The 14,013-nt window shown below is 59.7% G+C and carries 13 protein-coding genes; 10 read left to right on the top strand and 3 right to left on the bottom strand.

Annotated features, from left to right (window positions below):
• Nucleotides 1-5 precede the first annotated feature (5 nt).
• A complete protein-coding gene (locus NNA36_RS02870; RefSeq protein ID WP_255104021.1) occupies nucleotides 6-335 on the bottom strand; it encodes an STAS domain-containing protein in 330 nt (109 codons plus the stop codon).
• Nucleotides 336-517: 182 nt separating this feature from the next.
• On the opposite strand from NNA36_RS02870, the gene NNA36_RS02865 reads away from it, so the two are divergent.
• Nucleotides 518-1,690 carry an acetyl-CoA C-acyltransferase gene (locus tag NNA36_RS02865; protein WP_255104020.1) on the top strand — a complete coding sequence of 391 codons (1,173 nt, stop codon included), beginning with the start codon at nucleotides 518-520 and terminating at the stop codon, nucleotides 1,688-1,690.
• Nucleotides 1,691-1,750: 60 nt separating this feature from the next.
• On the opposite strand, the gene NNA36_RS02860 is transcribed toward NNA36_RS02865, so the two are convergent.
• Entirely contained in the window at nucleotides 1,751-2,986 is a 1,236-nt protein-coding gene (locus NNA36_RS02860; RefSeq protein ID WP_255104019.1) for a hypothetical protein, read from the bottom strand.
• A gap of 61 nt (nucleotides 2,987-3,047) precedes the next feature.
• On the opposite strand from NNA36_RS02860, the gene NNA36_RS02855 reads away from it, so the two are divergent.
• The 8 genes from NNA36_RS02855 to NNA36_RS02820 all read left to right on the top strand — a co-directional run bounded on the left by NNA36_RS02855 (nucleotide 3,048) and on the right by NNA36_RS02820 (nucleotide 12,679).
• Nucleotides 3,048-3,506, top strand: coding sequence for a GAF domain-containing protein (locus NNA36_RS02855; RefSeq protein ID WP_255104018.1), 459 nt, complete (start codon nucleotides 3,048-3,050; stop codon nucleotides 3,504-3,506).
• Between the two features lie 170 nt (nucleotides 3,507-3,676).
• On the top strand, nucleotides 3,677-4,249 hold the full coding sequence (locus tag NNA36_RS02850) for a helix-turn-helix domain-containing protein (protein ID WP_255104017.1): 573 nt from the start codon (nucleotides 3,677-3,679) through the stop codon (nucleotides 4,247-4,249).
• Nucleotides 4,250-4,259: 10 nt separating this feature from the next.
• A complete protein-coding gene (locus NNA36_RS02845; RefSeq protein WP_255104016.1) occupies nucleotides 4,260-4,631 on the top strand; it encodes a GFA family protein in 372 nt (123 codons plus the stop codon).
• A gap of 13 nt (nucleotides 4,632-4,644) precedes the next feature.
• A complete protein-coding gene (locus tag NNA36_RS02840) occupies nucleotides 4,645-7,098 on the top strand; it encodes an FAD-dependent oxidoreductase (protein WP_255104015.1) in 2,454 nt (817 codons plus the stop codon).
• A gap of 81 nt (nucleotides 7,099-7,179) precedes the next feature.
• Complete coding sequence (locus NNA36_RS02835; protein ID WP_255104390.1) at nucleotides 7,180-8,241, top strand: alcohol dehydrogenase family protein; 1,062 nt, start codon at nucleotides 7,180-7,182, stop codon at nucleotides 8,239-8,241.
• Nucleotides 8,238-9,134, top strand: a complete 897-nt coding sequence (locus NNA36_RS02830) for a homocysteine S-methyltransferase family protein (protein WP_255104014.1) — start codon at nucleotides 8,238-8,240, stop codon at nucleotides 9,132-9,134. The genes NNA36_RS02835 and NNA36_RS02830 overlap by 4 nt, the downstream gene beginning before the upstream one ends.
• Nucleotides 9,135-9,137: 3 nt before the next feature.
• Nucleotides 9,138-10,124, top strand: a complete 987-nt coding sequence (locus NNA36_RS02825; protein ID WP_255104013.1) for a GlxA family transcriptional regulator — start codon at nucleotides 9,138-9,140, stop codon at nucleotides 10,122-10,124.
• 101 nt (nucleotides 10,125-10,225) lie between these two features.
• On the top strand, nucleotides 10,226-12,679 hold the full coding sequence (locus tag NNA36_RS02820; protein ID WP_255104011.1) for an FAD-dependent oxidoreductase: 2,454 nt from the start codon (nucleotides 10,226-10,228) through the stop codon (nucleotides 12,677-12,679).
• A 97-nt stretch (nucleotides 12,680-12,776) separates the two neighbouring features.
• Here the strand turns inward: NNA36_RS02820 and NNA36_RS02815 are convergent, their stop codons facing one another.
• Nucleotides 12,777-13,022, bottom strand: a complete 246-nt coding sequence (locus tag NNA36_RS02815; RefSeq protein WP_255104009.1) for a hypothetical protein — start codon at nucleotides 13,020-13,022, stop codon at nucleotides 12,777-12,779.
• Between the two features lie 109 nt (nucleotides 13,023-13,131).
• Here NNA36_RS02815 and NNA36_RS02810 point away from each other — a divergent pair, with 109 nt between their 5' ends.
• Nucleotides 13,132-13,998 carry a LysR family transcriptional regulator gene (locus NNA36_RS02810; protein WP_255104007.1) on the top strand — a complete coding sequence of 289 codons (867 nt, stop codon included), beginning with the start codon at nucleotides 13,132-13,134 and terminating at the stop codon, nucleotides 13,996-13,998.
• The last annotated feature ends 15 nt before the right edge of the window (nucleotides 13,999-14,013 follow it).

Raw genomic sequence — 14,013 nt, 5'->3', positions numbered from 1 at the left:
TTGCGCTAGTCTGCGAGGGCGTCTCCTAATGTGTCGTGAATGCGAAACACCGTGTCCATCCGCGTCAGGCGGAACACCTTGTCGACGTTCGGGTTGAGGCATGACAGATCAAGGCGGCGCTGCTGCCCGAGTTGTTTCATCGCCGCAACGATGGCGCCAAGGCCACTGGAATCGATGAAATCCACCTTTGCAAGATTGAGAACCACCCGCGCCTTGCCCTGTTCCGTGGCACTGCGCATCCTGTCCTTGAACTGGATCGCGATGGCGGCGTCGATGCGCGGCTCATCCACCGTCACCACCAGCGTGCCGTTTTGCATGTCACTTGAAAGCTGCATGAAGCCCGTCCTTGTTGCCCATACCCGCAACGTTACGGCCAATCCCTTACCAATCCGTTGCCCCGTATTTTCGCGGGATGGACCTTGTCGCCTGCCAAGGGGATGATGCCGCCTGAAACATCCATGAAAGGATTGTCCTTCATCTGGAAGGCAGTCAGATGAATCGCCAGAGGAGGGCGACGATGAAAAACGTAGTGATCGCAGGCGCAGCGCGGACCCCGATGGGAGGGTTCCAAGGCATGTTCGACGGTGTCGAGGCCGCGAAACTGGGTGGTGTCGCCATCAAGGCCGCGCTGGAAGATGCCAAAACGGATACCGTGGACGAGGTGGTCATGGGCTGTGTTCTGCCCGCTGGCCAGGGCCAGGCCCCCGCACGTCAGGCCGGGTTTGCCGGTGGTCTTGGCGAAGAGGTTCCCGCGACCACGCTCAACAAGATGTGCGGCTCGGGCATGAAGGCGGCGATGGTCGGCTTTGACCAGATCGCGCTCGGCAATACCGACGTGATGATCGCCGGTGGCATGGAGAGCATGACCAATGCCCCCTATGTGCTTCCCAAGATGCGGGGTGGGGCGCGGATCGGCCACCAGCAGGTGCAGGATCACATGTTCCTCGACGGTCTGGAAGACGCCTATGACAAGGGCCGCCTGATGGGCACCTTTGCCGAAGACTGCGCCGAAAACTTTCAGTTCACCCGCGAAGCCCAGGACGAATATGCGCTGAAGTCGCTTTCAAACGCGCTTGAAGCGCAGCAGTCGGGCGCTTTCGAAGGCGAGATTGCACCGGTCGTGATCCAGACGCGCAAGGGCGACGTGACCTTTGCTGAGGACGAACAGCCCGGCAATGCCCGCCCCGAGAAGATCCCGCAGCTGAAGCCCGCCTTCCGCAAGGACGGCACGGTGACACCGGCCAACTCCTCTTCGATTTCCGATGGCGCGGCGGCTTTGGTTCTGGCCTCGGAAGAGGCCGCGAAAGAGCGTGGCATGAACATCCGCGCCCGCGTCGTTGGCCACGCAAGCCATGCGCAGGCACCGGGCCTGTTCACGACCGCGCCCGTTCCGGCCGCGCAAAAGCTTCTGGAAAACATCGGCTGGTCCAAGGACGACGTGGATCTTTGGGAAGTGAACGAAGCCTTCGCCGTGGTGCCCATGGCCTTCATGCATGAAATGGGCCTGCCGCGCGACAAGGTGAACGTGAACGGCGGCGCCTGTGCGCTGGGCCATCCCATTGGTGCCTCGGGTGCCCGTATCATGGTCACTTTGCTGAATGCGCTTGAAAAGCGTGGGCTGAAACGCGGCGTTGCCGCGATCTGCATCGGTGGTGGCGAAGGCACGGCCATCGCGATTGAGCGCGTCTAAAGTCGCCCGCAAATCTGACGAGGCCCGCCCCCAAGTTTCATTTGTGGGGCGGGTCTTGTTTCATTCGCTTTCCGATTTGCCTGACGGGGCGCGTTTGCGCAGCGTCTCCTGCGCTACGATCCGCGCGGCATCGCCCTCAAGATATGAGTAGACCCAATCGACCAGACGGTGAGCAAGCTCTTTGCGTTTGAGCAGCTGAGAGCTGTCTGCCGTAGGAATTTGGGGCTGGTCCTGGAAAAACGTCTCGTTGGCCCAGCGGATTTCGTCATCCATCTGGGCCCGGATGTGCGATTTGATGGCTTCATCCGTCAGCTCAAAGCGCGGCAAATCCATGATGCTGGGCAGTTCGCGAAGACGGCGGATCAGGTTACGGCGCCGTGCGACAAGCGGACGATCCGAGGCATCCTTATTGTGTGTCCAGTATTCGTTCATCATCAGCAGTGCAGCAACAGCCGCCCCCGGCAAGCTTTCGTTCGCCGTCGCTTCGCTTTCAACGAGCGTGATGTCTTCGCCCATCAGAGATGAAATGATCCCAGCAAAATCCTTTTCGAGAGACCCGTCAGGAAAGTTTGCCCGATCAAAATGCCGCACGATCATGGCCTCCTGGCCAAAGGCCTCGACGTACTGCATCAGGTTTGGTTTGAACTCGGGGACAAGCTTGCGCCGTTGGAGAATACCCGACAACGACTTCCCCCCGCGGATTTTCTGGTTAAATCCGGATGGAAAGCGGGCAACCGGATCACGCAGGTAGGCAACCACCGAGATAGAATCGAACATGGTTTCCAAGCGCGCGCGCAGGGCGTTCTTGTCCGGAACTGAAAAGAGGAACTCTTCCGAGATGATCGTCAGTTTCGGCTGCTTTTCCTTGATCTCTTTCTCAAGATTTTTCCAGTTCTCGGCACTCCATTCTCGCGCCTCTTTCGCAGAACCGAACTTCAAGATGACCGCTGCCTTCGTCATCTGTTCCTGTTCCATGAGATCCAGAGAAAGCGCCTGATTCATGAGGGATTTTTCGCAAACAGCAAAAATACCTTTTTGTGCAAGTTCGTCTTTCGATTGTTGCAAGCAGCTTTGGATCGCGGAGGTGCCGGACTTCGGGGGGCCAACATGGAGGAGAAGTTTCATAATTGTCTCAATTGATTTCAGAGTGAGTGGGATGAAATAGAAAACCGTTACGGTGGCATATTTAACATGCGGCTTTCGCATGCAGCAAGATTCCGTACTGGGTGTTTTTTGTCTCGGCATCGCTTTTGCCGCAAGACCGAGTCCTTGGTTGCCTTTTTCAGGCAATTGCAAATTTGGATTGCAATCGGCGAACGAGTGTGTCCCTTTCGACCGGATTTTGCAGGAGGGATGAATGCGGGTGAACTACGAAGAATTGGGGCGTGTCATCTCCGCGCTTACCGAGAACGAAACCGACACCGTGTCGCTGATGGCAACGGTCGCCTGCGAGGTGCATCACAGCGATGACCGGTTCGACTGGACCGGGTTTTACCGCGTGGTTGGCCCCGAGCTTCTCAAGATCGGCCCCTATCAGGGCGGGCACGGGTGTCTGGTGATTCCCTTCTCTCGAGGGGTCTGCGGCGCGGCGGCGCGTACCGGGGACGTGCAGTTGGTGGCCGATGTCGAGGCCTTTCCCGGTCATATTGCCTGTTCTTCGAGCACACGGTCGGAATTGGTTCTGCCTGTGCGAGATAGCGCGGGCAAGCTGCTTGGCGTCTTCGATATCGACAGTGATCAACCGGATGCCTTTACGCAGGAAGATGCTGATAAAATTACAGAAATTATCGAAAGAACCTTCGCGCAAGCGGTGTGATCAAAGGAGGCTTCGGCCTCCTTTTTCTTTGCAAGGAAACCTCTCAATTGGCGCTGTCACTACCGTGGCGTCATTTTTGCTGCGCTGCGTCGTGAAAAAACTCTTGGAAATTTCACGAACTTGAGGCACCGTGAAATTCATCGAGAAAATTTCACGAAATATCGCTTCACATGCTACACAAGACGCCCACCGATCTGGAAACCCTTGGCGCGGACATCCGCGCGCTGCGCAAGTCGCGCGGGTTGACCCTCGTCGAGATGGCCGAGCGTCTTGGCCGATCAGTTGGCTGGCTCAGCCAGGTGGAGCGCGACAAATCCGAACCGACGATTTCCGACCTGCGCCAGATCGGCGAGGTTCTGGGTGTGCCGATGTCGATGTTGTTCGGCCATTCCAGCGTACCTGCGGGTGAGCAGGGATATGTTGTACGTGCCGGCGCACGACGCCCGATGGGGGGCAGCACCGAGGGGCTCGTGGAAGAGCTGCTTTCACCCGATCTCACGGACGATTTCGAAATGGTGCATTCCACCTTCCAGCCGCTCTCGAAGATGCAATTGCCAGCCTGCCGTCCGACACAGGAGGTCGGCTACATCATCTCTGGCCGCCTTGATCTGCGTATTGGTGGCCGTGATTTCACCGTCGGTCCCGGCGACAGTTTTCGTATCCGCAATGAAGAGTACCAGTGGTCCAACCCCTATGAAGACCCCTGCGTGGCGATCTGGGTGATCGCACCGCCGGTCTATTGAGGGGCGCGTGATGCTTAAGGGATCCTGCCTTTGCGGAGACATCCGTTTCGAAACGTCGGCCCGGCCGCAAGGGCCGTCTATGTGCCATTGCAGCCAATGCCGCAAACAATCCGGTGGCGTATGGTCATCAGCCTTTGTTGCCGAAGACGATCTCAAGATCACGGGAGAGGTGCTTTGGTTTGCCGCTTCCGAAACGGCCAAACGCGGCCTGTGTCCCAAGTGCGGGTCTTTCCTGTTCTGGAAAGCCCATGATGAGGACACGATCAGCTTTTCCCTTGGAGCCGTCGACGGGCCAACCGGTCTCAAGCTCTCCAAGCACATCTTTGTCGCCGACAAGGGCGACTACTACGAGATTGCGGACGGCGTTCCGCAAACAGACTAACTAGGGAGTTCTCATGTCTGATTTTCCATCCAAGGCCCGTGTGGTCATCATCGGCGGCGGCGTTATCGGTGCCTCGACGTTGTATCACCTTGGCAAGAAAGGCTGGACCGATTGTGTGCTGCTCGAAAAGAACGAGCTGACCGCCGGTTCGACCTGGCACGCCGCAGGCAACGTGCCGACGTTTTCGACCTCCTGGGCGATCATGAACATGCAGCGCTACTCGACCGAGCTCTATGCACGTCTCGGCGAAGAGGTCGACTATCCGATGAACTATCACCAGTCGGGCTCGATCCGTCTGGCGCATACCAAAGAGCGTATGCAGGAATTCGAACGCGCCAAGTCGATGGGTCGCTACCAGGGTATCGAGATGGAGATCTGGACCCCGGAAGAGACCAAGGAGCATTACCCGTTCCTTGAAACCCATGACCTTGAAGGCGTGCTGTGGGATCCGACCGATGGTGACATCGACCCGGCACAGGTGACCCAGGCGCTTGCCAAGGGTGCGCGCGACATGGGACAGAAAATCATCCGTTTCTGCCCCGCCACCGGCGTGACCCAGAAGGAAGACAAGACCTGGATCGTGCACACCGACAAGGGCGACATCGAATGTGACTATGTCGTGAACGCGGCCGGCTACTATGCCCAGCGCGTTGGCGAATGGTTCCTGCCCTATGGCGGCCGCACCGTGCCGATGATGGTCATGGAGCACCAGTACCTGCTGACCGAGCAGATCCCCGAAGTCGAAGCCTGGTCCAAAGAGCACGGCAAGAAGCTTCCGCTGATCCGTGACGTGGATGTGTCCTACTATCTGCGTCAGGAAAAGAACGGCTACAACCTTGGCCCCTACGAGCCGAACTGCAAAGGCCACTGGCTGTCGTCGACCGATGACAAGATGCCCGAGGACTTCTCGTTCCAGCTTTGGCAGGAAGATCTTGACCGGATCGAAGACATCGTCACCGACGCAATGGAACGTGTGCCGCTGATGGCAACCTCGGGCGTCTCGAGTGTCATCAACGGCCCGATCCCCTATGCGCCTGATGGTCTGCCGCTGATCGGCCCGATGCCGGGTGTCGAGAACGCCTTCGAGGCTTGCGTCTTTACCTTCGGCATCGCGCAGGGCGGTGGCGCCGGTAAGGTCATGGCCGAATGGATCGTCGATGGTGCCACCGAGTGGGATATGTGGGCGGTCGATCCGCGCCGCTATACCGACTACACCGACCAGGATTACTGCGATCAGAAAGGCATGGAAGTCTACGGCAACGAATACGCCATGCACTATCCGCACCACGAATGGCCCGCAGCCCGCGACAAGAAACTGTCGCCGGTGCACGACAAGGTCAAGGCGCTGGGCGGCCAGATGGGGGCCTACAACGGTTGGGAACGCGCCAACTGGTTTGCCAAAGACGGTGACGACACTTCGGAAGAAGCAACGCACACCTGGGGCCGTTCTGGTCCTTGGGAGCAGCGCATCAAGGAAGAGGTCGAGAACGTCCGCGACAACTGTGGTGTGCTGGATCTTCCGGGTTTCTCGCGCTTCATGGTCAAAGGCGAAGGTGCCGCCGAGGCACTGCGCGGGCTGGTTGCCGGCGGTCTTCCGAAGGTGGGCCGTATCAACCTGGTCTACATCTCCGATCCGCGTGGCCGTATCCTGACGGAAATGTCCTGTCTGCGTCTGGGCGAGGACGAGTTCGTGATGATCACTGCCGCCACCGCGCAGTGGCACGACCGTGACATTCTGGTTCAGGCAATGCCCGCTGGTGTGACTGTCGAAGACGTCACCACCACCCGCGACACGCTGATCGTGACCGGCCCAAAATCGCGCGAGATCATTGGTGGCCTCAGCGACGATGCCGACCTTTCGCTGGGTTGGCTGACCCATCAGGCCGCCACTGTGGCAGGCAAGCCCGCCCATCTGGTGCGTGTGTCCTTTGCCGGTGAACTGGGCTGGGAAGTCCACGCGCTGAACGAAGACATGCCCGCCATCTATGACGCGATCCTCGATGCCGGGGCCAAGCCGTTTGGCATGTATGCGCTCAACTCGATGCGTCTTGAAAAAGGCTATCGTGCGTGGAAGGGCGATCTGTCGACCGACTATTCGCTGCTGGAAGGTGGTCTTGGCCGCTTTGTCAAACTCGACAAGCCGCAGGACTTCCCGGGCAAGGCCGCGATCCTTTCGGAAAAGCAACAGGGCGTGAAGAAGACCTTCGTGACCTTGATCGTGGACGCAGGAGATGCGGATGCACCTTACATGTCCTGTGTCTGGAAGGACGGCGAGATCATCGGCGAGACCACCTCGGGTGGCTACGGTCACCGCATCGGCGCATCCATCGCGCTGGGCATGATCAAGCCCGAACACGCCGAGCCGGGCACGGAACTTGAGGTCGAGATCTATGGCGAGAAGTATCGCGCCGTGGTTCAGAAAGACGAACCTCTCTGGGATCCGGCCAACGAAAGGCTGCGTGCGTAACCTTGGGTTAGCCTTGTCGGCAGGCGGAAAACTCCGTCTGCTGGCAGGGGCATCCAGGGCACAAGAAAGGACCTCTCCATGATACCAGAGCTGATGAAAGGCGTTTACCTGACCGGGCATGGCGGCCCGGAGGTGCTGGAATGGAGAGAGGACATCCCTGTCCCGCGACCCGTGTCGGGGCAGGTTCTGGTGCGGGTGTTGGCCGCCGGTGTGAACAACACCGACATCAACACCCGTATCGGCTGGTATTCCTCTGACGTGACCGGAGCGACCGATGATGTCGACCAGGAGGTCGAGGCCGGTGGCCATGCCGGAGCGCTTCAGTTTCCACGTATTCAGGGCGGCGATCTCTGTGGCATCGTTGTGGCCATCGGCGAAGGTGTCGATCTTCAGATCGGGGCACGTGTGACAGGGCCGATCAACCTGCCACGCCCCACGTCTGAAAACCCGACCGCCTATATCGCGCTGGGCTCCGAGGTTGATGGCGCATTCGCGCAATACTGTCTTGTCGAGGCGGCGGACATCTACGATGTATCCGCGTCCCCTCTGTCAGACATCGAAATCGCCGCGATCCCCTGTGCCTTTGGCACGGCTGAAAACCTGCTGACCCGCGCCGGGGTGCGCGACGGGCAATCGGTGCTGATCACCGGTGCATCTGGTGGTGTCGGTCTTGCGGCGGTTCAACTCGCGGCCTTGCGTGGCGCGCGTGTGACCGGTCAGACCTCGGCCGCGAAGGCCGATGTCGTGCGCAATGCCGGGGCGGCTGACATTCTGGAACGCGGGCAAACGCCTGCGCTTTCCACCTACGATGTGGTCATCGACGTTGTTGGCGGGCCTGTCTTCCCCGACCTGATCCGCAGTCTCAAACAGGGCGGGCACTATGCCGTGTCCGGTGCCATTGCCGGCCCGATCGTCGAAGCCGATCTGCGGGAAATCTATCTGCCGGACATCACGATCCACGGCTGTACTTACCAACCGCCCGAAGTGTTCGAACGTCTTGTCATGCTCATGAACGCAGGCCGAATTCGCCCATTGGTGTCGCAAACCTACGATTTGCGCATGATCGGGCAGGCTCAGGAGGATTTCATGGCAAAAACTCTTCCGGGCAAACTTGTCCTTATTCCGCCACAGGAGGCCACATGACCCAGATTACTCTGCTTGACGGCTCTATTGGTCAGGAACTCGTGAAACGGGCGGGTGACCGTCCCACTCCTCTCTGGTCGACCTCGGTTATGCTTGAATATCCGCACCTGGTGCGCGAGGTGCATGGCGAATATTTCGATGTGGGCGCAACCATCGCCACGACAAACACATATGCGGTGCATCGCGACCGCCTGCCGATGGGTGGCATTGAAGACAAATTCGACGAGCTGGTCGAAATGGCGCTGCAAGAGGCCGAGGCGGCAGTTGCCAAACACGGTTCGGGACGCATTGCCGCGTCGCTCGGGCCTTTGGGCGCGTCCTATCGCCCGGACATCTGCCCTCCGCCTGACGAAGCCGAAGTGCCTTATGCCGAGTTGGTCGGGATGATGGATGCCCGTGTTGACCTGTTCCTGATCGAGACGGCCTCGTCCGTTGCCCAGGCGGAAGGCGCCTTGCGCGGTTGTCGCGCCGCAAGCAAACCGGTCTGGCTTTCCGTCACGGTCAATGATGACGACGGGTCCTTGCTGCGGTCTGGCGAGGGCGTAGGCGATCTGGCTGGTATCGTAGAAACCTATGCGCCGGATGCGGTTCTCGTGAACTGTTCGCGCCCGGAGGCGATTGCTGCGGCGCTCGATATCATCAAGGGGTTTGGGAAACCTTTCGGGGCCTATGGCAACGGGTTCACCCGCATCTCCGACGGCTTTCTTCAGGACAGCCCGACGGTGGATGCCCTTCAGGCCCGGGTCGATCTGACGCCCAAGGCCTACACGGCTTTTGCAATGCAGTGGGTGGAACAGGGCGCGACCATTGTCGGGGGCTGCTGCGAAGTGGGGCCCGATCACATCGCCGAACTGGCGCGTACATTGCGTGCCGCAGGACATGAGGTGGTTTGAGATATGACGGCATCGGCACGTAAACGCGATTTCGAATCCGCGACACGCACCTTCCATTTTGACATCCTCTTGGCCGAGGAGTTCGTGCTGATCGAACTCGCGGGCATCGTGGATGTTCTCATGATCGCCAACCGGGTCAGTGTACAGCCGGTGTTCAGCTGGACCTTCCGGTCTCTGCACGGGGGGCTGGTGCGCAGCCGCACTGGCGTTCTGGTTGAAACCAAACCGGTCGAGCCACGCCCGACGGCAGACTATCTCTTCGTGCTTGGCAACTCTGACCCCAGCAACCCGGCGCTCTCGGTTGGGCAACAGGTGGATCGCTATACATTCCGCAATGCCCAGGTCTACCTGCTGGCCGAAGCCGCAGCGCGTTACATCAGCGAACGCGGCGGCAAACATGCGGCGCTGACCACCCATTGGGAAAACTCCGCCTTCATGCGAGAGAAGCAGGGCACCTTTGATGCCTACTCGCTCTTGGCCATTGAAGACGGACAGGTTGTCACCTGTGCCGGAATGGAAGCCACAATCGATGTGGCCCTTGCCGTGGCAGGTCGCCATATCTCGGCCGCCGCAAAGATGACGGTCGCCGACATCCTGCTGCACGAACGCATCCGCGACTTCTCGACCCCGCAGCCCTACAGCGGCGTGAAGGGCACCAACACGGGCGACAAAGAGCTGGATGACTGTATCGAACTCATGACGGCCAATATCGAGGAACCGCTGCCGATCCACGAGTTGGTGCGTCTACTGGGAATTTCCAACCGCTCGCTCGAGCGCAAGTTCCGCACCTTCCTGGATACCACGCCCAACACCTATTACCGCGAACTTCGCCTGAGCAAGGCCAACAACCTGCTATTGAACACCACCCTCAGCGTGCGCGAGATCGGCCTTGCCTGCGGCTTTGGCAGCGGCTTTTCCGGCCTCTACAAAAGCTTTTTCGGCGTGACCCCCCTGGCGATGCGCAAACAGCGCAGAATGAACGGGAAATAGCGACAAGGTGTAGAATGCGTCACATTTCGTGGCGTTTTTGGTGGATTTCCCGCCGCAACTCCGTGTCAGATTTTATCAGATTCTGAATTTCGGAGAGCATGATGGCTGATCTTCCTACCAAGGCCCGCGTGGTCATTATCGGCGGTGGCGTCGTAGGCTGTTCGGTGGCCTATCACCTGACCAAACTCGGCTGGGAGGATGTTGTGCTGCTTGAACGCAAGCAGTTGACGTCCGGCACCACCTGGCACGCGGCTGGCCTGATCGCGCAGCTGCGCGCAACGGCCAACATGACCAAGCTGGCAAAGTACAGCCAGGAACTCTATGGCTCGCTGGAAGAGGAAACCGGTGTGGCGACCGGCTTCAAGCGTGTTGGCTCGATCACCGTGGCGCTGACCGAGGAGCGCAAGGAAGAGATTTACCGCCAGGCCGCGATGGCCCGTGCCTTCGGCGTCGAAGTCGAGGAAATCTCGAACGAACGCGTGCAGGAAATGTACCCGCACCTGAACCTCGACGGCGTTGTCGGGGCTGTCTACCTGCCGCTTGACGGGCAGGGCGACCCGGCGAACATCGCCCTGGCGCTGGCCAAGGGGGCCCGCCAGCGAGGCGGCATCGTGAAGGAACGCATCAAGGTCACCGATATCGTCAAGGAGGGCCGCAAGGTCACCGGTGTCGACTGGGTTGCCGACGATGGTTCGGCGTCCGGCCATATCGAGTGCGACATGATCGTGAACTGTGCTGGCATGTGGGGGCATGAAGTGGGCCGCATGGCCGGTGTCAACGTACCGCTGCACGCCTGTGAACACTTCTACATCGTCTCCGAGCCGATCGAAGGCCTGACCCAGCTTCCGGTTCTGCGCGTTCCCGATGAATGTGCCTACTACAAGGAAGATGCTGGCAAGATGATGCTTGGCGCCTTCGAGCCGAATGCAAAACCCTGGGCGATGAACGGCATTCCCGACAGCTTTGAATTCGACCAGCTGCCGGAAGACTTCGACCATTTCGAACCGATCCTCGAAGACGCGATCAACCGGATGCCGATGCTGGCCGAGGCGGGCATTCACACCTTCTTCAACGGTCCTGAATCCTTTACCCCCGATGACGCCTACCACCTTGGCCTTGCACCCGAGATGGACAACGTCTGGGTTGCTGCGGGTTTCAACTCGATCGGCATCCAGTCGGCGGGTGGCGCAGGCATGGCGCTGGCGGAATGGATGGATACAGGCGAAAAGCCGTTTGACCTTGGCGATGTTGACATCAGCCGGATGCAGCCGTTCCAGGGCAACAAGCAGTACCTCTTCGAACGCTCCAAGGAAACGCTTGGCCTGCTTTATGCCGATCACTTCCCCTATCGCCAGAAGGCCACGGCTCGCGGTGTCCGCCGCACGCCGTTCCATCACCACCTGAAAGAACAGGGCGCCGTGATGGGCGAACTGGCCGGGTGGGAACGGGCAAACTGGTTCGCCAACGAGGGTCAGGAACGCGAATACCAGTACAGCTGGAAGCGCCAGAACTGGTTCGAGAACTCGGCCGCCGAGCACCGTGCCGTGCGCGAGAACGTCGGCATGTACGACATGTCGTCCTTCGGCAAAATCCGCGTCGAAGGCCCGGATGCCGAAGCCTTCATGAACTATGTCGGGGGCGGCGACTACTCGGTGCCCAACGGCAAGATCGTCTACACCCAGTTCCTGAACAACCGCGGCGGCATCGAAGCGGATGTGACAGTGACCCGTCTGACCGAGACGTCGTACCTCGTGGTGACGCCGGCGGCGACCCGTCTGGCCGACCAGACCTGGATGATGCGCAACAAGGGCAACTTCAACGTGGTGATCACTGATGTGACCGCTGGCGAGGGTGTTCTGGCCGTGATGGGACCAAATTCGCGCAAACTGCTGGAAGCCGTGTCCCCGGCTGATTTCTCGAACGCCGCGAACCCCTTCGGCACCGCGCAGGAGATCGAGCTGGGCATGGGCCTCGCCCGTGCACACCGCGTGACCTATGTCGGCGAGCTGGGCTGGGAGATCTATGTCTCCTCGGATATGGCGGGGCATGCCTTTGAAACCCTGTTCGAAGCCGGTCAGGACATGGGCCTGAAACTCTGCGGCATGCACATGATGGACAGCTGCCGGATCGAGAAGGGCTTCCGACACTTTGGTCACGACATCACCTGCGAAGACCACGTCGTGGATGCCGGTCTGGGCTTTGCCGTGAAGGCGACCAAAGACTGCGACTTCATCGGCAAGCAGGCGGTGATCGAGCGCAAGGAAAGCGGACCCAAGAACCGTCTGGTCCAGTTCAAACTGACTGACAGCGAACCCTTGCTGTTCCACAATGAACCAATCATCCGTGACGGTGAATACGTGGGCTACCTGTCGTCGGGTAACTACGGCCACACGCTGGGTGCCGCAGTTGGCCTGGGCTACGTGCCGTGCGAAGGCGAGAAGGCGGCGGATGTGCTGGCGTCGACCTACGAGATCGACGTCTGTGGCGTGAAGGTCAAAGCCGAGGCCTCGCTCAAGCCGATGTACGATCCCAAGTCGGAACGCGTGAAGGTCTGAGGCCGTTCCAAACACAGGGGCAAGGCTTTTGCAAAAGCCTTGCCGAGGCCATTTCGAAATGGCCTGGTCAAGCGCCTTTCAAGGCGCTTCTCCTGTCTCAGGCCCAGCGCACAAGGCCCAGGACAGCGGAACCGATGTAAAACCCCTGCAAGAGCAGGAAGGCCCAGCGACGGTCGATCACGGCCCAGGCGGCAAATAAGCTGGCCGAGATCAGGAGCAGGGTGAAGCCGAGGATTTCCATGCCGGTGTTCGAGGCGATGGCGACTGCGTAGATGATGGCCAGCGCCGATCCGGTAACTTCAAACAGTTTGGTGAGGCCGTGACGATCCAGCTGCAGGGTCATGGTGTAGATCCTTTTTTATCTTGGGTTTGCAATGGATGTGCCATTCCGCTTGCCGTGACGCAAATGGCATGATTTTATTGATTCATGACAATTTGTCATGGAGTGGCTTGTGACCCAGAGACTGGATATCGATGCGCTGCGCATGTTGTGCGCCGTTCAGGACAATGGCGGCATCACCCGCGCGTCCGAGCATCTTGCGCTGACCCAATCCGCCGTCAGCCACCGCATTCGACGGCTGGAGCAAAGCATCGGCTGCGCGCTGCTAACCCGACGACCGGGTGGTCCGATCATGACAGCGGAGGGGCAGCGCCTGTTGGACTATGCCCGCCGCATCGTTGCTCTGCACGACGAGGCCCTTGGCAGCATCAGTAAACAGCCGCTATCCGGCCGCATTCGCCTTGGCATGACAGAAGACGTCACCAGCAGCGATCTGTCGCGCATCCTCGGGCGGTTCACACGTCTGCATCCCGAGGTGACGGTCCGCACCCAGGTGCGCCAGAGCCTGACGCTTCAGGACGCGTTGCAGGTCGGCGAGATCGATCTTGGCATCATGCAGGTCTTCACACATCAGGTGATGCCGGGCGACGAGGTGGTCTATACTGACACCCTGCATTGGGTAAAGGCACAGGATCTCGTGATCGAGGAGGGAGGGAGGCTGCCGTTCCTTGCCTATGACGATGCCTGTTTCTTCTATCAATGGGCAATGCAGCTGCCTGACCTGCCGCTTGAAACCGTCCTGCAATGTGCAAGCTCGGCGGGGATCGCCTCGGCCGTGCAGGCGGGGCTTGGGGTGTCACTCTTGCCGGGGCGCTACGTGACGGGCGAGATGGCGATCCTCGACGACATGTTCCCGAAAGTGCCTGGCCTCAGCTATGTCGTGCGAACAGGTCCACGCTCCCGCACCCGTCACGTCAGGGCGCTGGCCCGCGAGGTGGTGGCAGGCGTGTCGCAGTTCGCCTCGCTGCGGGTGGCCTGATCCCACCCATCACGA

Origin of the sequence: Shimia sp. CNT1-13L.2, from assembly GCF_024331145.1 — a bacterium.
GTDB lineage: Bacteria > Pseudomonadota > Alphaproteobacteria > Rhodobacterales > Rhodobacteraceae > Shimia.
Note: the sequence above shows the minus strand (reverse complement) of the source record. Positions and strands in the feature narration are given on the sequence as shown.

Excerpts from the sequence above, each read along its gene's own strand:
- NNA36_RS02850 (WP_255104017.1), top strand. The coding sequence starts at position 3,677 with ATGCTACACAAGACGCCCACCGATCTGGAAACCCTTGGCGCGGACATC.
- NNA36_RS02825 (WP_255104013.1), top strand. The coding sequence starts at position 9,138 with ATGACGGCATCGGCACGTAAACGCGATTTCGAATCCGCGACACGCACC.
- NNA36_RS02820 (WP_255104011.1), top strand. The coding sequence starts at position 10,226 with ATGGCTGATCTTCCTACCAAGGCCCGCGTGGTCATTATCGGCGGTGGC.
- NNA36_RS02855 (WP_255104018.1), top strand. The coding sequence starts at position 3,048 with ATGCGGGTGAACTACGAAGAATTGGGGCGTGTCATCTCCGCGCTTACC.
- NNA36_RS02815 (WP_255104009.1), bottom strand. The coding sequence starts at position 13,022 with ATGACCCTGCAGCTGGATCGTCACGGCCTCACCAAACTGTTTGAAGTT.
- NNA36_RS02845 (WP_255104016.1), top strand. The coding sequence starts at position 4,260 with ATGCTTAAGGGATCCTGCCTTTGCGGAGACATCCGTTTCGAAACGTCG.
- NNA36_RS02865 (WP_255104020.1), top strand. The coding sequence starts at position 518 with ATGAAAAACGTAGTGATCGCAGGCGCAGCGCGGACCCCGATGGGAGGG.
- NNA36_RS02870 (WP_255104021.1), bottom strand. The coding sequence starts at position 335 with ATGCAGCTTTCAAGTGACATGCAAAACGGCACGCTGGTGGTGACGGTG.
- NNA36_RS02830 (WP_255104014.1), top strand. The coding sequence starts at position 8,238 with ATGACCCAGATTACTCTGCTTGACGGCTCTATTGGTCAGGAACTCGTG.
- NNA36_RS02840 (WP_255104015.1), top strand. The coding sequence starts at position 4,645 with ATGTCTGATTTTCCATCCAAGGCCCGTGTGGTCATCATCGGCGGCGGC.